This is a genomic window from Delftia sp. HK171 (assembly GCF_001886655.1).
GTDB lineage: Bacteria > Pseudomonadota > Gammaproteobacteria > Burkholderiales > Burkholderiaceae_C > Comamonas > Comamonas acidovorans.
Genome location: NZ_CP018101.1, coordinates 5974136 through 5993477, shown reverse-complemented (window position 1 = coordinate 5993477; position 19342 = coordinate 5974136). Strand labels below are relative to the sequence as shown.

The 19342-nt window shown below is 69.0% G+C and carries 17 protein-coding genes; 10 read left to right on the top strand and 7 right to left on the bottom strand.

Features of this window, described 5'->3' with window-relative positions:
* The first annotated feature begins 23 nt into the window (after positions 1 to 23).
* Positions 24 to 611: a peroxiredoxin gene (locus BO996_RS26815; RefSeq protein ID WP_012207449.1), complete on the top strand. Its 588-nt coding sequence runs from the start codon at positions 24 to 26 to the stop codon at positions 609 to 611.
* Positions 612 to 629: 18 nt separating this feature from the next.
* Here BO996_RS26815 and BO996_RS26810 read toward each other — a convergent pair whose 3' ends face one another.
* A complete protein-coding gene (locus tag BO996_RS26810) occupies positions 630 to 1004 on the bottom strand; it encodes a DUF779 domain-containing protein (protein WP_071956811.1) in 375 nt (124 codons plus the stop codon).
* Positions 1005 to 1071: 67 nt separating this feature from the next.
* On the bottom strand, positions 1072 to 2595 hold the full coding sequence (gene exaC / locus BO996_RS26805; RefSeq protein ID WP_012207447.1) for an acetaldehyde dehydrogenase ExaC: 1524 nt from the start codon (positions 2593 to 2595) through the stop codon (positions 1072 to 1074).
* 322 nt (positions 2596 to 2917) lie between these two features.
* On the opposite strand from exaC, the gene BO996_RS26800 reads away from it, so the two are divergent.
* Positions 2918 to 4873, top strand: coding sequence for a sigma-54-dependent Fis family transcriptional regulator (locus BO996_RS26800; protein ID WP_071956810.1), 1956 nt, complete (start codon positions 2918 to 2920; stop codon positions 4871 to 4873).
* 15 nt (positions 4874 to 4888) lie between these two features.
* Here BO996_RS26800 and BO996_RS26795 read toward each other — a convergent pair whose 3' ends face one another.
* Together BO996_RS26795 and BO996_RS26790 are read right to left on the bottom strand one after the other, a co-directional pair.
* Positions 4889 to 6307 (bottom strand): RtcB family protein, encoded by a 1419-nt coding sequence (locus BO996_RS26795; RefSeq protein ID WP_034397062.1) that lies wholly within the window; start codon positions 6305 to 6307, stop codon positions 4889 to 4891.
* Positions 6308 to 6470: 163 nt separating this feature from the next.
* The gene (locus tag BO996_RS26790) at positions 6471 to 7235 is read right to left on the bottom strand and encodes an IclR family transcriptional regulator (RefSeq protein ID WP_043822117.1); all 765 of its coding nucleotides are present in this window, start codon (positions 7233 to 7235) and stop codon (positions 6471 to 6473) included.
* Positions 7236 to 7305: 70 nt separating this feature from the next.
* Here BO996_RS26790 and BO996_RS26785 point away from each other — a divergent pair, with 70 nt between their 5' ends.
* Together BO996_RS26785 and BO996_RS26780 are read left to right on the top strand one after the other, a co-directional pair.
* A complete protein-coding gene (locus tag BO996_RS26785; protein WP_071956809.1) occupies positions 7306 to 8493 on the top strand; it encodes a M20 family metallopeptidase in 1188 nt (395 codons plus the stop codon).
* Positions 8494 to 8544: 51 nt separating this feature from the next.
* Positions 8545 to 9549, top strand: a complete 1005-nt coding sequence (locus BO996_RS26780) for a tripartite tricarboxylate transporter substrate binding protein (protein ID WP_046986376.1) — start codon at positions 8545 to 8547, stop codon at positions 9547 to 9549.
* A 16-nt stretch (positions 9550 to 9565) separates the two neighbouring features.
* Here BO996_RS26780 and BO996_RS26775 read toward each other — a convergent pair whose 3' ends face one another.
* On the bottom strand, positions 9566 to 10420 hold the full coding sequence (locus BO996_RS26775; protein WP_071956808.1) for a LysR substrate-binding domain-containing protein: 855 nt from the start codon (positions 10418 to 10420) through the stop codon (positions 9566 to 9568).
* Positions 10421 to 10551: 131 nt separating this feature from the next.
* On the opposite strand from BO996_RS26775, the gene BO996_RS26770 reads away from it, so the two are divergent.
* Together BO996_RS26770 and BO996_RS26765 are read left to right on the top strand one after the other, a co-directional pair.
* On the top strand, positions 10552 to 10965 hold the full coding sequence (locus tag BO996_RS26770) for a VOC family protein (RefSeq protein WP_012207434.1): 414 nt from the start codon (positions 10552 to 10554) through the stop codon (positions 10963 to 10965).
* Entirely contained in the window at positions 10962 to 11933 is a 972-nt protein-coding gene (locus tag BO996_RS26765) for a 2-hydroxyacid dehydrogenase (RefSeq protein WP_071956807.1), read from the top strand. The genes BO996_RS26770 and BO996_RS26765 overlap by 4 nt, the downstream gene beginning before the upstream one ends.
* A 17-nt stretch (positions 11934 to 11950) precedes the next feature.
* Here BO996_RS26765 and BO996_RS26760 read toward each other — a convergent pair whose 3' ends face one another.
* Positions 11951 to 12841, bottom strand: a complete 891-nt coding sequence (locus BO996_RS26760) for a LysR substrate-binding domain-containing protein (RefSeq protein WP_071956806.1) — start codon at positions 12839 to 12841, stop codon at positions 11951 to 11953.
* Between the two features lie 156 nt (positions 12842 to 12997).
* Here BO996_RS26760 and BO996_RS26755 point away from each other — a divergent pair, with 156 nt between their 5' ends.
* Complete coding sequence (locus BO996_RS26755) at positions 12998 to 13393, top strand: RidA family protein (RefSeq protein WP_016445482.1); 396 nt, start codon at positions 12998 to 13000, stop codon at positions 13391 to 13393.
* A gap of 86 nt (positions 13394 to 13479) precedes the next feature.
* On the opposite strand, the gene BO996_RS26750 is transcribed toward BO996_RS26755, so the two are convergent.
* Positions 13480 to 14424 (bottom strand): LysR family transcriptional regulator, encoded by a 945-nt coding sequence (locus tag BO996_RS26750; protein WP_013800697.1) that lies wholly within the window; start codon positions 14422 to 14424, stop codon positions 13480 to 13482.
* 155 nt (positions 14425 to 14579) lie between these two features.
* Between BO996_RS26750 and BO996_RS26745 the strand changes: the two genes are divergently transcribed.
* Genes BO996_RS26745 through BO996_RS26735 form a run of 3 tightly spaced genes read left to right on the top strand, consistent with a single transcriptional unit; the run spans position 14580 to position 19338 of the window.
* Positions 14580 to 15440 (top strand): fumarylacetoacetate hydrolase family protein, encoded by an 861-nt coding sequence (locus tag BO996_RS26745; RefSeq protein ID WP_071956805.1) that lies wholly within the window; start codon positions 14580 to 14582, stop codon positions 15438 to 15440.
* Positions 15441 to 15454: 14 nt separating this feature from the next.
* Positions 15455 to 17551 (top strand): hydantoinase/oxoprolinase family protein, encoded by a 2097-nt coding sequence (locus BO996_RS26740; RefSeq protein ID WP_016450909.1) that lies wholly within the window; start codon positions 15455 to 15457, stop codon positions 17549 to 17551.
* Positions 17548 to 19338: a hydantoinase B/oxoprolinase family protein gene (locus BO996_RS26735; RefSeq protein ID WP_071956804.1), complete on the top strand. Its 1791-nt coding sequence runs from the start codon at positions 17548 to 17550 to the stop codon at positions 19336 to 19338. Before BO996_RS26740 ends, BO996_RS26735 begins: the two co-directional genes overlap by 4 nt.
* Positions 19339 to 19342: the final 4 nt, after the last annotated feature.

The window sequence follows — 19342 nt, the reverse complement described above, 5'->3', positions numbered from 1 at the left end:
GTTCCAGGCTCAGGAGGCCATGCATGTCCGATATCCGCTGCGGCGATTCCATCCACCCACGCGCATCCCTGGGCCGCCGCTGCGCGCGTGCCGCCGCTCCCCTGCTGGCGGCGCTGCTGCTGTCGCCGCTGGCCCAGGCCGCGCTCAAGGTGGGCGACAGCGCGCCGCGTTTCACCACGCCGGCTGCCGTGGCGGGCAAGGCCTTTGATTTCGACATGGCCGCCACGCTCAGGAAGGGGCCGGTGGTGCTGTATTTCTTCCCCAAGGCCTTCACCCAGGGCTGCACCATGGAAGCCCACGCCTTTGCCGAGGCCACGCCGCGTTTCGCGGCCATGGGCGCCACGGTGGTGGGCATGTCGCATGACGACATCGATACGCTCAAGCGCTTTTCCACCGAGGCCTGCCGCGACCAGTTCGCCGTGGCATCGGACCCGCAGGCGCAGACCATCCGCGCCTACGACGCCTCGGCCGCCGCCGACCCCCAGCGCGCCGACCGCATCTCCTACGTGATCGGCCAGGACGGCAAGGTCCGCTTCGTGCACATCGGCTCGGACCCGGACGAGCATGTGCGCCAGACCGAGGCCGCGGTCAAGCGGCTGACCGGAAAGTAGCCCGCCGCGCGGCCCCTGTCAGGGGCCGTTGCCCTCGCTGGCCAGGATCTCGGCGTATTCCTCGTCCGTGAACAGCCTGGAGCGTGTGTGGAAGGCCTTGCCCGTGCTGCCCTCCAGCGAGAAGGTGCCGCCCTGGCCCTCGATCACGTCGAGGATGAGCTGGGTGTGCTTCCAGTATTCGTACTGCGACTTGCCGATGTAGAAAGGCGCGCCGCCCACCTGGCCCAGTAGCACGTCCTGGGCGCCTATCGTCAGCTCGCCGGGCAGGTAGCAGTTGGCGGCGCTGTTGTCGCAGCAGCCCCCGGACTGGTGGAAGAACACCGGCCCGTGCTGCGCCTGCAGGTCGGCGATCAGCGCCAGCGCGGCCTCGGTGGCAATCACTTTGTCAACCATGGGTTGGTCCTTTCCTGGGCGGCCGGCCGCGCTGTGCGCCGCCGGCCGCATTCACCTGGGAAGAACTTCAGAAGAAGCCCAGCTTGTTCTCGCTGTAGCTGACCAGCAGGTTCTTGGTCTGCTGGTAGTGGTCCAGCATCATCTTGTGGGTTTCGCGGCCGATGCCCGATTCCTTGTAGCCGCCAAAGGCCGCGTGCGCCGGGTAGGCGTGGTAGCAGTTGGTCCACACGCGCCCGGCCTTGATGGCGCGGCCCATGCGGTAGGCCACGTTGCCGTTGCGGCTCCACACGCCGGCGCCCAGGCCGTAGAGCGTGTCGTTGGCAATGGCCAGGGCCTCGGCCTCGTCCTTGAAGGTGGTCACGGCCAGCACGGGGCCGAAGATTTCCTCCTGGAAGATGCGCATCTTGTTGTGGCCCTTGAACAGCGTGGGCTGCACGTAGTAGCCGCCTTCCAGGTCGCCGCCCAGGTGGGCCTGGCCACCGCCGGCCAGCACCTCGGCGCCCTCCTGCTTGCCCAGGTCCAGGTACGACAGGATCTTGGTGAGCTGCTCCTTGGACGCCTGCGCGCCCATCATGCTATCGGTGTCCAGCGGGTTGGCATGCCGGATGGCGGCCACGCGCTGGAGCACGCGCTCCATGAAGCGGTCGTAGATGCTTTCGTGGATCAGCGCGCGGCTGGGGCAGGTGCAGACCTCGCCCTGGTTGAAGGCGAACAGCACCAGCCCTTCGACGGCCTTGTCGAGGAAGGCATCGTCCTTGTCCATCACATCGGCGAAGAAGATGTTGGGCGACTTGCCGCCCAGCTCCAGCGTGGCCGGTATCAGGTTGTTGGCCGCGGCCTGGGCGATCACGCGGCCCGTGGAGGTGGAGCCCGTGAAGGCGATCTTGGCGATGCGCTTGCTGGTGGCCAGCGGCATGCCGGCCTCGCGGCCGAAGCCGTTGACGATGTTGAGCACGCCGGGCGGCAGCAGGTCGGCAATGAGCTCGGCCAGGATCAGGATGCTGATGGGCGTGGACTCGGCCGGCTTGAGCACCACGCAATTGCCCGCACCCAGCGCGGGCGCCAGCTTCCAGGCCGCCATGAGGATGGGGAAGTTCCAGGGAATGATCTGGCCCACCACGCCCAGCGGCTCCTGGATGTGATAGGCCACCGTGGTCTCGTCGATATGGCTGAGCGCGCCTTCCTGGGCGCGCACGCAGCCCGCGAAATAGCGGAAATGGTCCACGGTCAGCGGGATGTCGGCATTCAGCGTCTCGCGGATGGCCTTGCCGTTGTCCACGGTCTCGGCATAGGCGAGCAGCTCCAGGTTGGCCTCGATGCGGTCGGCGATCTTCAGCAGGACATTCGCACGCTCGGCCGCGCTGGTGCGGCCCCAGGCGTCGCTGGCGGCATGGGCGGCGTCCAGCGCCAGTTCGATGTCCTCGGCCGTGGAACGCGCGGCGCGGGTGTAGACCTTGCCGCTGATGGGGGTGACCACGTCGAAGTACTGCTCCTTGACCGGAGGTACGAACCTGCCGCCGATGAAGTTGTCGTAGCGGGCCTTGTAGGCGATCTTGGCGCCAGCGGCGCCGGGTGCTGCGTAGACGGTCATGCTGCTTGTCTCCTGAGGATGCTTATGGGTCTGTTGTGATCGGGTGTGGATCGGGATATCCGGCCATGGCCGGACGGCAGACATGATTCAAAAGCCGTGCCAGCCTGCAGGCCGCAGGGCAGGTGCCCGCAAAGGCACGCGGGACGTGGCTGCTGCGGGTATTCCCGTGCGCGTTCGCCCTGTGCCGTGACGTTGCGCAACAGGACAACTGTCCAGAAATGGAACAGTCGGGCGCCTGGCCTGCCACTTGGCTTGCCCGGTGCCCGCCGGCCCCGCATACTGGTCTGCAACGCGGCGCAATGACGCCCGAGCAGGAGACAGCATGCAATCGAGAGCCTCCCTTGTGGCCTTGCGCCAGGCCCGTCACAGCCTGATGGAGTCAGGCCTGTGCCCCAGCGGCCTGGTGGACGAGCGCCTGGCGCGCTCGTGGCAGCGCTGCATCGAGCAGGGACTGCGTCCCACAGGACGGCTGGGCGCCGCCGACAACCTGGAGCAGCACGCGCTGGGCGTGCTGCGCAGCCGCCACCATGCGCTGCTGGCGCATTCACGGCCCGTCATGGAATACCTGTCCGAGCAGGTGCGCGGCAGCCAGAGCGTGGTGGTGCTGGCCGGCCCCTGCGGCACCCTGGTGGATACCTGCGGCGACCCCTTCTTTCTGGGCAAGGCCGAGCGCGTGGCCCTGGCCAGCGGCGCGTCCTGGCATGAGGCGCAGCGCGGCACCAATGCCATCGGCACGGCACTGGCCGAGATGGACTCCATCGAAATCCAGGGCGGCGAGCATTTCCTGGAGCGCAACGGCTTTCTCACCTGCGCGGCCGCGCCCATCCTGTCGGGCACGGGCCAGCTGCTGGGCATCCTGGACATCTCCAGCGAACATGGCCGGGGCAGCCCGCACACGCTGGGCCTGGTCGGCACGGCGGCCCGCATGATCGAAAACCGCCTCATGGCCTGCGACGGCCAGCGCCACATCCGCCTGCACCTGCACGCGCGGCCCGAAGGCATTGGCACGGTGGCCGAAGGCATTGCGCTGATCTCCGCGGACGGATGGCTGGTGGGCGCCAACCGCGCCGCGCTGGCCCTGCTGCGCCTGTCGCGGGCGCAGCTGGGCAGCGTGTCGCTGGAGCAGGTGCTGGACGCGGGCCTGGAGGAGCTGCTGTCACGCCAGCACCGCCAGCCCGATGCGGCCCAGCCGCTGCGGCGCCATGACGGCACGGCGCTGTTCGGCCAGCTGGTGCCGGACCGGCGCACGGTCCGGTCCTCGGTCGTGGAGCGGGTTGCAGAACAACAGCAACAGGCGCCGCAGCAGCCGGCGCGCGATGCGCTGGCGCGGCTGGACACGGGCGATGCGCGCTGGCGCACGGCGGCCGACAAGGCCCGGCGCGTGCTGGGCAAGCCCATTGCGCTGCTCATCCAGGGCGAGTCCGGCGTGGGCAAGGAATGGTTTGCGCGCGCGGCCCACGACAGCGGGCCGCGCCGCGACGGCCCCTTCGTGGCCATCAACTGCGCGGCCATGCCCGAGTCGCTGATCGAGGCCGAGCTGTTCGGCTACCGCCAGGGCGCCTTCACGGGCGGGCGGCGCGAAGGACAGGCGGGCCTGCTGCGCCAGGCGCACGGCGGCACCCTGTTCCTGGACGAGATCGGCGACATGCCGCTGTCGCTGCAGACCCGGCTGCTGCGCGTGCTGCAGGAGCGGCAGGTGGTGCCGCTGGGCGGTGGCACGCCCGTTGCGGTCGATTTCGCGCTGGTCAGCGCCTCCAACCGCAGGCTGCGCGAGGATGCCGACCAGGGGCGTTTTCGTGCCGACCTGTACTACCGCATCAACGGCCTGGCCGTGGAGCTGCCTCCGCTGCGCGAGCGCGGCGACTTCGAGGCGCTGGCCGCGCGCATGCTGGCCGACATCGAACCCGCGCGCCCGCTGCGCATGGCACCGGCCCTGCTGGCGCAGCTGGCCGGCCATGGCTGGCCCGGCAATCTGCGCCAGTGCGCCAGCGTGCTGAGAACGGCCTGCGCCATGCTCGATCCCCATGAGGACTGCTTGCAATGGCAGCACCTGCCCGATGACTTCCAGGCCGAGCTGGCGCAGACCGCCCGCAGCGGCCCCCGGCTCGACGCTGCGCCGCAGAGCCTGGATGAACTCTCGCGCTCGGCCGTGCGGCAGGCGCTGGAGAACTGCCGGGGCAATGTCACCCAGGCCGCGCGCATGCTGGGCATCAGCCGCCAGACGCTGTACCGCAAGCTGGCCCAGGACCGTGCGGCGGACGGCTTGCGGCTGCAGTGAGGCGCCTGCCGGTGCTCAGGCCTTGAAGGTGATCCAGGGCCTGAGCTTCACGGCGGCGTGGATCAGGCCGGCGGCCTCCTGCGACTCGATGACCGGGCCGATGGGCTTGTAGGCTTCGGGCGCCTCCTCGATGCGCCGCTCCTCGCGCAGCGTCACGCATTGCCAGCCCTGCTCGCCCGCATGGCCTGCGCGGGCCTCGGGGCGCAGTGCGCGCACGGCCTGGCGGCGCATGCGCCGCCCCGCGCCATGGCTGCAGGACCAGAGCCAGTCGGCCGCGCCCAGGCCCGTGACCAGGTAGGAGGCATCGCCCATGGACCCCGGGATGAGCGCGAAGTCGCCCTCGTTGGCCGGCGTGGCGCCCTTGCGGTGGATGTTCATGCCGCCTTGCTGCAGAACCACGTTGTGCGGCACATCGACCACCAGGCGCGAATCCGCTGCGCCCACGATCTGCTCCAGGTCCTTGCGCACCAGCTCGGCCAGCACCACGCGGTTGGCCCAGGCATAGCGCGCCGCCACGCCCATGGCCTGCAGGTACTCGCCGGCCAGCGGACCCGACAGGCCGTACAGGCCGCTGGCAGGGTGCTTCACGCCTTGCGGCCACTCGGCCCGGGCTCGGTCCATCCAGGCCTGGCCCACGTAAAAGCCCAGGTCGCGCGAGCCGCTGTGGATCATCACCACCACGTCGCCCGCGCGCAGTCCGGCGCGGTAGGCCGCGTGGCGGTCCAGCACCTCGTCGACCACCTGCAGTTCCACGAAATGGTTGCCCGATCCCACCGTGCCCAGGCACGGGTCGCGGAACACGGCATGGCGCTCCTGCAGATAGGCATGGGGCGCGTGGCGGGCGCTGCCAGCGAAGCTGTCCAGGCCGATGCAGGCGGCCAGCTCGCGGTGCAGGCGGTCCCTGTCGACATGGCCCCACAGGCCCTGGCCGCTCAGCCGGTCCACAAAGGCGGCCGGCCCGTGGTCGAACAGCGCGCGGAAGGCGGCCGTGGTCACGGGCACGTCGCGCCCGCTGCCCAGCAGGCTGGCGGTCAGCAGTTCCACCAGCCGGCCCTTGTGCGGCGCCAGCTGGTCCAGCCGGGCACCCGTGGTCAGCAGGCGCACGCTGCAGTTGATGTCCGTGCCGATGGCGGCCGGAATGACGAAGTCCGATGGCGTGGCCACCACGCTGCCCACGGGCGCCACCGTGCCCGGATGGAAGTCGGGCGTGGCGCAGGCGCGGCAGACGGCGCCGTGGCTGCCCTGGCCGTCATGCCGGCGCACGGCCGCAAAGGCCAGAAGCTGGCGCACGGCCTTGTCCTCCAGGGGAAGGCTGTCGGGAAGAAGAATGTGGGCCTCGGCCTGGCCATCGCGCACGTGGTAGATGCCGTCGCGATAGTCGAGGGAGATGCCCGTGCGTGCAAAGGCACGCTGGAGTCGTTGAGGAGTGCTCATGGCTGCAGATCCGCGAGGCCTGGTTGGCGCTCGCCGCGTCCGATGGGTGTACGGACGATGAAAGACACCCGGGCGGCAAAGGCCCGGAAAACGTCTTTCCTGCAGCAGCTCGTTCAAGAAAGAAGGGGCGCAGTATAGCGGGATCCGCGCTGGACGGCAGGCGCTACGCGTTGCGCCGCTCGTACTGGGCGATGGCGTTGAGCAGCAGGGGCGAGAACTTCTTCGCGTAGTCGGCACCGCTCCACTGGCTTGACGATCCGCTCAGGTGCAGGGCGCCCAGCGGCACGCCGTCGGCATCGACCACGGCGGCGGCCAGCGCGACCTCGCCCATGATGAATTCATCGACCACCATGGCGTAGCCGCGCTCGCGCACCTTCTTCAGTTCCGCCTGGACGGCCTTGGCCGTGGTCAGCGTCCGGGGCGTGCTGGCCAGCAGGCGGCCGGGGGCCAGCAGCTGCTCCACCTGCGCCTCGTCCAGCCGTGCCATCACGGCGCGCCCGCCTGCAGTGCATTGCAGGGGCACGCGCCGGCCCACGAGCGAGGCGTGGTAGTGCTCGGTGCTGGTCTGGTGGCGCAGCACGTGCACCAGCCAGTCGCCGTCGCGCAGCGACAGGCTGATCTTCTGCTCCGTGTCCTTGGACAGCTGCAGCAGCAGGGGGTTGAGCGCCTCGGCCAGCGCATGGGTGCGCAGGAAATGGAAGGTCAGGTCCAGCACGCCCGGGCCCAGCCGGTAGCGGCGGGTCTGGCTGTTTTGCTGCAGGTAGCCCTCGGCGCTGAGGGTGTAGGCGTAGCGCTGGGCGGCGCTCTTGTCCAGGCCGCTGCGCTCCATGATTTCCGTGAGGCTCAGGTCGCCCGCCGCGCCCTTGAAGCAGTCCAGCACGCGGAATGCCTTGCCCACGGAACCCACATACAACGCGTTTTCGATCATCGTTTTACCTGATTGTGAATCTGAAGTATTAAATAACAATACCAAGTATTGAAAAATACGGAGGCAGCGGATGCCACAGCAAGCCATTGTCAGTGCGGACCGGGCGGTCGGCGCGTCGGAGTGGATCAAGGGCCAGCGGGAGAACATGCTTTCGCTGCTGGCCGACATCGTCAACATCGACTCGGGCAGCTTCGACAAGCCTGGCGTGGCGCGCGTGTTCCGGCGCCTGGAGGCCTTCTTCCTGGGCCAGGGGCTGCAGGTCAGCCCGCATTTCGTCGATGGCGTGGAGGCCGCGATCTCGGTCACCGTGAACGCGGGCAGCACCGTGGGCAGGCCCGTGCTGCTGATGGGGCACTGCGACACGGTCTTCCCTGAAGGCGAGGCCGCGCGCAGGCCGTTCCGCATCGAAGGCGGCAGGGCCTACGGCCCGGGCGTGGCCGACATGAAGTCGGGCATCGTCATGAACGCCTTCCTGCTGGCTGCGCTGGCCCACAGCGCGGAGCCTGCGCCCGAGGTCACGGGCCTGTTCACCTGCGACGAGGAAATCGGCTCGCCCCTGAGCAAGTCCGTCATCGAGCCCTTTGCGCGCAAGGCGGGCTTTGTCTTCAATGCGGAGCCGGGCCGGCCTTCGGGCAACGTGGTCACGGGCCGCAAGGGCGGCGTGTTCTTCGGCGTGGAGATCGAGGGCAAGGCGGCGCACTCGGGCGCCAACTTCGCCGAGGGCATCAGCGCCATCTCGGAGCTGGCGCACAAGGTGGTGGCGCTGGACGCGCTCACCGACCTGGACAAGGGCGTCACCGTCAACGTGGGCCTGGTGTCGGGCGGCCTGTCGGTGAACACGTCGGCGCCGTCGGCCAAGGCGGCCATCGACCTGCGCATCTTCGACCTGGACCAGCGCGAGTCCCTGGTGGGCCGCATCCGCTGCATCTGCGACAAGTCCTTCATCCAGGGCACGCGCTCCACGCTGAACATCACCGGCGAGTTCCGCCCCTTCGTTCCCACGCCGCAGTCGCAGCAATTGTTCGAGCTGTACCAGGCCGAGCTGGGCGCGCTGGGCCACAAGGCCGAGGGCGAGTTCAGCGGCGGCTGCGCGGACTCGGGCGTGACCTCCAGCCTGGGCGCCATCACGCTGTGCGGCACCGGCCCCGTGGGCGGCAAGTTCCACACCACCGACGAGTACTGCGAGGTGGACACCATCGTCCCGCGCGGCCTGGCGGTGCTCCACACCATTGCGCGCCTGCCCCTCGCCCGGTGGTAGGGCGCGCCTGATTCCCGCCTTCCCCCTCAAGCCACTGCCTGGTGCACTTTCATGAATCCACTTGCCTTGCCCACACGCCGCTCGCTCCTGAAAATCGCCGCCGGCCTGCCGCTGGCGCCCCTGCTGCTGCAGCCTGCCGCGGCCTCGGCGCCCGGCCCGGTCAGCCTGATGGTGCCCTACCCGGCAGGCGGGCCCAGCGACGTCAGCGCCCGCATCCTGAGCAAGCCCATAGGCGAGGGACTGGCGGCCAAGGTGATCGTGGAGAACCTGGGCGGCGCCACGGGGACGATTGCCGCATCCAAAGTGCTGGGCGCCAGGGCCGATGGCAGCATGTTCTTCCAGGGCACGCAGAACGAACTCATCCTGCCGCCGCTCACCAACAAGGCCGTGCGCTACCAGCCCGATGCGTTCGAGAACCTGCAGTACATCACCGTCACCCACCTGGTGCTGCTGGTGCGTTCGGGCCTGCCGGCCCGGGACATGCAAGAGTTCCTGGCGCTGGCGCGCTCGCGCAACGAAAGCAATTCGCTGACCTACGGCTCGGTGGGCGTGGGCTCGCTCTACCACCTGATCACCGAGTACATGGGCAAGGTGGTGAAGGTGCCGTTCACCCACGCGCCCTATGCGGGCACGGCACCCGTGATCCAGGACCTGGCCGGCGGCCAGATCGACTTCAGCATCATGCCGTTCCAGGCGTCCATGCTGGAGATGATCCGCACCGGCCGCTTCCGGGCGCTGGCCGTGCTGTCGCGCAACCGGCCTGCCGTGCTGTCGGCCGTGCCCAGCATCACCGAAGTGCCGGCGCTGCGCGATTTCGAGTACGCCAGCCTGGCGGGCTACTTCGTCAAGCGCGGCACGCCGCAGGACGTCAAGCAGCGCCTGAACCAGGCCATCGGCCAGGCCCTGCTGGACCCGCAGGTCATCGCCAAGCTGGAGGCCGACGGCCGTGATGTCGCCAAGCCCATGGGCCTGGACGATGCAGCGGCCGCCTATGCGCGCGAGATCGCCAAGTACCGCGAAATGATCCGCGTCACGGGCTACGTGCAGGCGGATTGAGAACGAAGGCCGCAACCTACGCGAGTGCGCCCTCCAGCAGCTCGGCCATGCGCGGCAGGTCGGGATAGGCGCTGGTCACCAGCAAGATGGCGCGCTCATAGGCGGCGCCCGCAATGGGCAGCATGCGGCAGTCGCCCATGAAGCGCTCCAGGCCCGTCCAGTGCGGCACCAGGCCCACGCCCATGCCGTCGGCGGCCAGCATGGCAATGGCCTCCAGCGCGTCCAGGTCGCACAGCACCGCGGGATCCAGCCCCTGGTCGGCCAGCCAGTCGGCCGCATGGCGGCCTCCCCAGGCATCGGGGTCGTAGCGTATGTAGGGCAGGCTGCCCAGCAGCGCGGCAGGCCGGCCGCGTGCGTTGGGCGGGGCCAGCAGCACCAGCGGCTCGCGGCGCAGCTGCACGCTGCGCAGCGCCTTGGGCAGTTCAAAAGGGGGCGCCACGATGACGGCGGCATCGAGCTCGCCGGCCTGCAGCATCTGGAACAGCGCGCGCGAGGTGCCCGGCACGATGACGGGCCGGCACTGTGGCGCCGCCTGCGTGAGCTTGCGCAGCGCAGCCGGCAGCATGCCCGTGAGCGCAGTCGAGATGGCGCCGATGCGCAGCGTGCCGGCCAGGCCATCGGCGCTGGCATCGCTGCCCAGCAGCGCGGCCTCGCGCACCAGGCGCCGCGCGCGCGGCAGCAGGGCCACGCAGGCCTGGGTGGGCCGGGCCGCATGGCCGCTGCGCGAAAGCAGGGCAAAGCCCAGCTCGCGCTCCAGCGCCTGCACGCGCTGACCCACGGCGGCGGCCGTCAGGTGCTCGGCGCGCGCCGCATCGGCGATGGAGCCGCTGTCCACCACGGCGATCAGGCTCTTGAGATAGCGGGTCTCCAAAAGATTTCCTTGGGGATTGCAAAGAAATCAACGCTATCACTTTTGAAAAGCCTCTGCTAGGCTCGCGCCACCCACGGCAGGCCACGGCCTGCGAGCCTGCCTGCACCACAAGCACAACCAAAGGATCAGCCATGCGCACCAGCTTCCACCTTGCCTACCATGTCCGCGATCTGGACGAAGCGCGCGCCTTCTACGGCACGCTGCTCGGCTGCCAGGAAGGCCGCAGCACCGAGACCTGGGTGGACTTCGACTTCTTCGGCCACCAGATCTCGCTGCACCTGGGAGAGCCCTTCCCGGTCACGAACACCGGCCGCGTGGGCGACCACATGGTGCCCATGCCCCACCTGGGCCTGGTGATGGCCATGGACGACTGGAAGGCCCTGGCCGCGCGGCTGTCCGGCGGCGTGGTGGACTTCGTGCTGCAGCCCGGCATCCGTTTCGAGGGCGAGCCCGGCGAGCAGGCCACCATGTTCTTCCGCGACCCCAGCGGCAATCCCATCGAGGTCAAGGGCTTCGCCGATCTGGACAAGGTCTTCGCCAAATGAGCGGTTCGCTGTCTCCTCGCGCCTCGCTCCCCCCGCTTCCTTTCGTCTGCGCACCCGGCTATCCGGCAGCCCAGGCCTGGCTGCAGGCCCTGCAGGCCGCCCTGCCCGAGGAGCGCGTGGTCGCCCTTGATGCGCTGGATGCCGACCAGCGCGCGGCCTGCGAGGTCGCCATCGTCGCCAACCCCCAGCCCGCCGACCTGCGCACGCTGCCGCGCCTGCAATGGGTGCACAGCGTCTGGGCCGGCGTGGAGCGCCTGGTGGCCGACCTGGGCGATACCGACCTGCGCATCGTCCGCCTGGTGGACCCGCAACTGGCCGACACCATGGCCGAGGCCGTGCTGGCCTGGACCCTGTACCTGCACCGCGACATGCCGCGCTATGCCCGCCAGCAGGCCGCGCGCCAATGGCTGGCGCATGACGGCGTGCGCGCGCAGGACAGGACGGTATCGCTGCTGGGCCTGGGCGCACTGGGCAAGGCCGCCGCGCAGCGGCTGCTGTCGGCAGGCTTCCAGGTACGCGGCTGGAGCCGCACGCCCAGGCACATGGAAGGCGTGCAATGCCATGCGGGTGATGCCGAGCTGCCCGCCATGCTGGCGCAGACCGACATCCTCGTGTGCCTGCTGCCGCTCACGCCGCAGACGCGCGGCATCGTCGGCGCGCAGGCGCTGGCCGCGCTGCCCGCCCATGCCTCGCTGATCAACTTTGCGCGCGGCCCCATCGTGGACGATGCCGCGCTGCGCGCCGCCCTGGACAGCGGCCGCCTGGCCCATGCCGTGCTGGACGTGTTCGACCAGGAGCCCCTGCCAGAATCGTCCTGGCAGTGGGCGCACCCCGCCGTGACCGTGCTGCCCCACATCTCGGCACCCACGGACCGCGCGACGGCATCGGCCATCGTGGCGGGCAACATCCGGCGCTGGCGCGCCAGCGGCGAGCTGCCGCAGGCGGTGGACGCGGCACGGGGCTATTGAGGGCGGCTACGGTACGGCTACGGCAAGGCCATGGACTGGCTTCTGAGCCAGTCCATGACGGCGCGCACATGGGGGCCCGGCTTCCGTTGCTCGCCCACGGCCAGATGGTAGGTATGGCCAGTGATCGAGGGGCCGAAGGGCTGCAGCAGGTGGCCGGCCGCAATGTCCTCGGCCACCAGGGCCAGGCTCACCAGGGCAATGCCATGACCGGCGATGGCCGCCTGGATGGCATGGCCCTCATCGGAAAAGCGCAGTTGCCCCGCCGGTGAATTCCAGGCCAGGCCTGCCTCGTCAAACCAGCGCTCCCAGGTGGGATTGCTGGCGTGCGCCGTCTTCCAGTCAAAGCGGATCAGCGGCAGGCGGGCCAGGTCGGCCGGACCCAGCACTCCCAGCCGGGGATTGGCCACGGGCGCGAAGCGGTCGCTGAACAGGGGCTCGGCCACCAGGCCCGGATAGGGGCCGCGCCCGTAGCGCACGGCGATATCGACGGCATGGGAGCGCAGGTCCACCACATCGTCCGAGGCTTGCAGTTGCAGGTCCACCTCCGGGTGCATCGCGCGGAAGCTGGCCATGCGCGGCACCAGCCATTTCACGGTGAACGCATTGGTGGCCGAGATGCTGACCTGGGCGCGCAGGCGCTTTTGCAGCAGGCGCTCCAGCGTGGCGGCAAAGGCGTCGAAACCGTCGCGCAGCACCGGATAGAGCTGGGCGCCGGCCTCGGTCAGCACCACCTTGCGTACCTGGCGATCGAACAGCGCCAGGCCCAGCTGTTCCTCCAGCGCGCGGATCTGGTGGCTGATGGCCGTGGGTGTCACTGCCAGGTCGTCGGCGGCCTGCTTGAAGCTGCCCAGGCGTGCGGCGGCCTCGAAGGCGCGCAGTGCGGAAAGCGGCAGCTGGTTGCGTTGCATGAGGGCTGGAGGACGCAAGGGTCGGGTGAGGAATGGGGTGAGGAAAACTCATCTTATGCCTGACAAATGAACCTTTGTCGCAATCATCCGGCTTGCCTATCGTCCACCCATGCCCCAAGCGCGATCCTGCCGGGGATGGATGAAGGAAATGAAACCATGCTGCACCGTGTCACCACGCAACCCGACCCCTACGAGCCGTTTTTGCTGTCGCAAGGCATTCGTTTTGGCGAGCTGCTGTTCATCTCCGGCCAGGCCGGCGCCGGAGACGATGGCCGCATCGTGCCGGGCGGCTTCCTGGCCCAGGGCCGGCAGGCGTTTGCCAATCTGCGCCGCGCGCTGGAGGCGGGCGGCTCCAGCCTGAAGGACGTGATCAAGGTCACCATCTTCGTCACCGACATGGGCCACTTCGACGAGGTGGTCGCCCTGCGCCGCGAGTTCTTCGGCGCCCCCTATCCGGCCGACACGATTGCCCAGATCCAGGCGCTGTACGACCCGGCGGCCATGATCGAGATCGAGGCCATTGCAGCCGTGCGTGATGGTCAGGCCCGCTGACATGGTTGCGGCCGTTCTGTTCCGATGGCCTGGCCACGGCGTGCATGGCCGACGACTGGAGCCGATAGGGCCGATATCTGATGCCTTCAACCGCCGAGCAGTCCCGAGGTGCTCAGCGGCCCCGGCGACAGCTGCTGCCCCCAGGCCTGCGTCAATGCCTCGATGGCATCGCCCACCACGCGGCAGGCCTGGGTGAGCTTGCCGTGCCGGGGCAAGGCCAGCGTCACATGGCGCACCAGACCGGGGTTGACCAGGCGGCTGGCCTGCAGCCGGCCCTGGCGCAGTTCGGCATCGATGGAGTACGGGCCGATCACCGAGTAGAGGCCGGGCGCGTGGGCCACGAGTTCCTTTTGCACGGTCAGCGAGTCGGCCTCGGCGGCCGCCGCGAGCCGAAAGCCGTGGCTGTGCGCGGCCTCATCGAGCGCATCGCGCCAATGGCTGGGGCGTCGCGGCAGCACCAGCTGCAGGCCGTCGAGCGCGGCGAACTCCGTGGTGGGCGCCAGGGTCAAGGGGTCGCCAGGGCGCGACACCAGATAGCTGTGCGCGGTGCTCAGCAGCCGCTCATCGCCGCCGGCCGGGCGCGCGAAGCGAAAGAGGATGGCCAGGTCCACGGCGCCGCTGTCCAGCAGCGCGTCGAGCTCCGTGCCCTGGGCCTCGGTGATGTTCAGGCGTATGCCGGGGTGCTCGCGCTGCAGCCAGTCGAACACATGCGTCATCAGCGGGTGCGCGGCCGAGGGCACGATGCCCAGCCGCACCTCGCCCCATAGCTGGCCTGCGTCCGCACGCAGCGTTTCCTGCAATTGCTCGGTTTCCTGCAGCCAGCTGCGCAGCCGCAGCGCGGCCCGCGCGCCCAGCGGCGTCAGCGTGACGCCCCGGCCCGTGCGCCGCAGCAAGGGGCCGCCCAGCGACGCTTCGAATTCGCTGATCTGCCGGCTGATGTGCGACTGCACGGTGTGCCGCCGTGCCGCGACCTTGCTGATGCTGCCGGCTTCGGAGACCTCGAGGAAGAGCTTGACGCTGGGCAGGTGCATGGTGGTTACCCGGTTGAGGTATGCCTGATGAGGCAATTCTGAAAGCCTGAAATTCTATCTATTCAGATATCAACGGGATTTCTACAGTGCAGTCATGCCTTGCCAGCGGCCTTGCCTTGGCAGGTTTTCCAGACACCGAACCTAAGGAAAATCCGTTGAAACTCGCCAGCTTCATCCATGCCGGACAGCCCCGCTACGGGCAGGTTCTGGCCGAGCGCTTCCTGCAGCCGCCCGCCGACTTTCTCGCCCGCCATCCCGACCTGCTGTCCGTGCTGCGCGCACAGGCGCTGGGCGAGCTGGAGCAGGCCCTGCAGGCCGGCGCCGTGTCCGTCGATGCGGCGCAGACCCAGGCGCTGCCCGTCATCCCCAACCCCGGCAAGCTCATATGCGTGGGCCTGAACTACAAGACCCATGTGGCCGAGACGCGGCGCGCCGACAGCGAGCACCCGTCGCTGTTCCTGCGCTTCAACGACAGCCTGGCCGCCGATGGCGACGAGCTGCTGCGCCCGGCCTTTTCGGAGCGTTTCGACTGGGAGGGCGAGCTGGCCTTCGTCATCGGCCGGGGCGGGCGCCACATTGCAAAGGAATATGCCTTCGACCACATCGCCGGCTATGCCTGTTTCAACGATGTGAGCGTGCGCGACTGGCAGCGCCATACGCACCAGTTCACGCCCGGCAAGAACTTTCCCGGCACGGCGCCCTTCGGTCCCTGGCTGGTCACGCGCGACGAGGTGGCCGACGTGCGCAGCCTGGCGCTGCAGACGCGCCTGAACGGCAGCGTGATGCAGCAGGCCAGCCTGGGCGACCTGATCTTCGACATCCCCACCATCGTGGCCTATGTGTCGCGCTTCACGCCGCTGTCGCCCGGCGACGTGATCGCCACGGGCACGCCGGGCGGCGTGGGCGACCGCCGCGAGCCGCCTCTGTACATGAAGCATGGCGATGTGGTCGAGGTCGAGATCACGGGCCTGGGCGTGCTGCGCAATCGCGTCGGCACTGATAGCGCTGCCGTCTGACTCCGGAGAAATTCATGGATAACCAACAAGCGATTTCGCAGCGGCCCCGGTTGCGCATTGCCGTCGATATCGGCGGCACCTTCACCGACATGGCGGCGTTCGACGAGGCCAGCGGCCGGCTGCTGTTCGGCAAGGCCCTGTCCACGCATGGCGAGCTGGTCAACGGCATCCAGGCCACGATAGACAGCGCGGGCATCGACTGGCGCGACGGCCATCTGTTCCTGCACGGCTCCACCATTGCCATCAACACGCTGCTGGAGCGCAATGGCGCCCACACCGCGCTGCTGATCACCGAGGGCTTTCGCGACATCTACGAGATCGGCCGCGTGAACCGGCCCGATGCCTACAACCTGTTCTTCAACAAGCACCAGCCGCTGGTGCGGCGCTCGCTGCGCCATGAGGTGTCCGAGCGCCTGCGCGCCGACGGCAGCCTGCACAAGCCGCTGGACGAGGCGGCCGTGCGCGAGCTGGCCCGCGAGCTGGCAGGGCAGGGCGTGGAGGCCGTGGCCGTGCTGCTGCTGCACTCCTACCGCAACCCGGCGCACGAGCAGCGCGTCAAGCAGATCCTGCAGGAAGAGATGCCGGGCGCCTTTGTCTGCGCCTCGCACGAGCTGTCGCAGGAGTACCGCGAGTTCGAGCGCGTGTCCACCGCCGTGGCCAATGCCTACGTGGGGCCGCGCGTGTCCCAGTACCTGGGCCAGCTGGAGAACCACCTGGGCGGCAAGGGCTTCGAGGGCGACTTCTACATCGTGCAGTCCACGGGCGGATTGTTCCCGGTCGAGCATGCCAAGGTGGGCTGCGTGCGCATGCTCGAATCGGGTCCGGCGGCCGGCGTGATCGGCGCCCAGGCCATCTGTGCGCAACTGGGCATGGGCGACGCCATCGCCTTCGACATGGGCGGCACCACGGCCAAGGCCGGCGTGATCAGCGAAGGCCGGCCGCTGACCACGGGCTCGGCGCTGATCGGCGGCTACGAGCAGGCCCTGCCGATACAGATCCCGATGATGGACATCCACGAAGTGGGCACGGGCGGCGGCTCCATCGCCCGCGTGGAGACGGGCAATGCGCTGCGCGTGGGCCCGCAGAGCGCCGGCTCCATCCCCGGCCCCGTGGCCTATGGCCGTGGCGGGCTGGAGCCCACGGTGACCGACGCCAACCTGGTGCTGGGCCGGCTGGACGCGGAGCATTTCCTGGGCGGCGAGCTGCAGCTGGACATGGATGCCTGCCAGCGCCAGATGGCCGAGCGCGTGGCGACCCCGCTGGGCCTGGAGCCCACCGAGGCGGCCGACGGCATCCTGCGCATCGCCGTGACGCAGATGTCGCATGCCGTGAAGGCCGTGACCACCGAGCGCGGCCTGGATGCGGGCAGCTTCACCATGGTCGTCTACGGCGGCGCGGGGCCGCTGCACGCCTCGGCCATTGCGCGCGAGATCGGCATCCGCAAGGTGCTGATTCCCTATGCGCCCGGCTATTTCTCGGCCTACGGAATGCTGTTCTCCGACCTGCGCTACGACTACGTGCGCTCGGTGTTCCGCAAGCTGGGCGAGGTGTCCTTCGAGGAGATCGAGGCCGCCTACCAGAGCATGGAGGACGAAGGCCGCGCCGCGCTGGCGCAGTCCGGCATCGCGCCGGACGGCATCGTGATCGAGCGCGCCGCCGACATGCGCTACGTGGGCCAGGAGCATGCGGTGACCGTGGACTTGCCCATGGCCTTCTTCGAGGGACGGGACCGCTCGGCCATCAAGCGCCAGTTCGACGAGCTGCACAAGGTGCGCTACGGCACCTCGGCCCCGCAGGAGCCGGCCGACCTCGTGAGCCTGCGCGTCACGGTGCTGGGCACGATGAAAAAGCCGCCCAGGCACAGCGTGGAGCGCGGCAGTGCCGAGCCCAGCCGTGCCTCCGTGCGCACGGTCAAGCCCGTCTATTTCCGCTCCAGCGGCTGGGTGGACACGCCGGTGCATCTGCGCGAGCGTTTGCTGGCAGGCAACGAGATCGCGGGGCCCGCGCTGATCGAGGAACACGCATCCACCACCGTCGTGCAGCCCGGCGACCGGCTGCGCGTGGACGAACTGGGCAATCTGCAAATCGACATCGGGAGCGACCGCACATGAACCACCCCACTGACTCCAGGCCCGTCGATCCGGTCACCGTCGAGATCATCCGCAACGGCCTGTACGCCGTCACGGAGGAGATGAAGACCAACCTGACGCGCACGGCCTACAACCTCATCATCTACGAGGCGCTGGACTTCACGGTCGGCCTGTTCACGCGCGAGGGCGACACGGTGTCCATCGGCCTGGGCCTGCCCATGTTCATCCGCGGCATGTCGGAGACGGTCAAGGCCAAGATCCGCCACTTCGGCTACGAGAACATCCTGCCCGGCGACATCCTGGTCACCAACGATGCCTACACCACCGGCAGCCACCTGAACCACTTCACGTTCACCATGCCGGTGTTCCATGAGGGCCGGCTCGAAGGCTTCACCTGCTGCATGGCCCACTGGCTGGACGTGGGCGGCACGCTGGGCAACGTCACCACGGACATCTTCAGCGAGGGGATACAGATCCCCATCATGAAGTACCAGCGCCAGGGCGAGGTCAACCAGGACCTGATCGACATCATCGCGATGAACGTGCGCCTGGCCGAGCGGGCCCTGGGCGATCTGCGCGCGCAGATCACGGCCATCACCACGGGCGAGCGCCGCTACGTGGAACTGTTGCAGCGCTATGGCGTGGATGCGGTCAACGGCGCCATCGCGCAGATCATGGATTCCAGCGAGGCCGTGGCGCGCAAGAACACGCTGTCGATTCCCGATGGCGTGTACGAGGCCGAGTCCTTCATGGACGACGACGGGCTGGACATCGGCAAGCGCATTCCCATCCGCGTCAAGGTCACGGTGCAGGGCGATGAGATGACGGTGGACCTGTCGGACGTCTCCAAGCAGGTGCGCGGCTTCTACAACTCCGGCTTCACCACGGGCATCGCCTGCGCGCAGGTGGCCTACAAATGCCTCACCACGCCGACCGACTACCCGGTCAACGACGGGAGCTTTCGGCCGCTCAAGGTGATCATGCCCATGGGCACGGTCATCAGCGCCGAACGGCCCTATCCCATGCGCGTGTGGATGACCTTCCCCATGACGGTGATCGACACCATCTTCAAGGCGCTGGCGCCGGCGATTCCCGACCGCTCCATCGCGGGCCACCATGCGGACCTCGTGTTTCCCAACATCCATGGCATCTCGCCCGAGGACGGACGGCTGTTCATCGTCGGCATCGGCCCGCTGGGCGGCGGCTGGGGCGCGAAGAGCCGTGAGGACGGCGTGTCCGTCACCGTCTGCATCAATGACGGCGACACCCACAACAGCCCCACCGAGCAGCTCGAGGCCAAGTACCCGGTGCTGGTGGAGAAGTACGAGATCCGCCAGGACTCGGCCGGCGCGGGCCAGTACCGGGGCGGCCTGGGCGCGGAGATGGTGGTGCAGGCGCTGTCGCCCTTCACCGTCACCACGCGCATCGACCGCGTGCACTGCAAGCCCTGGGGCCTGGAGGGCGGCGGCGACGCCATGGGCAACGGCCTGGCCGTGCGCCACAAGGGCGAGTGGAAGACCGACCATGCCAACGCCAAGATCTTCAACGTGCGCCTGGAACGCGGCGATGCCTACCGCATGCTGTCGGGCGGCGGCGGGGGCTTTGGCGACCCGCTGGCGCGCGAACTGGACAAGGTGGCCGAGGACGTGCGCGAAGGCTATGTGAGCGCCCAGGTGGCCCGCGAGGTCTACCGCGTGGCGCTGGATGGCCAGGGACAGGTGGACCACGACGGCACGCAGGCGCTGCGCAGCGGCCGGTCTCCGTCGGCCGCAACGGCAACCTCAGCCGTGGCCTGGGACGGGCAGTGAGCAC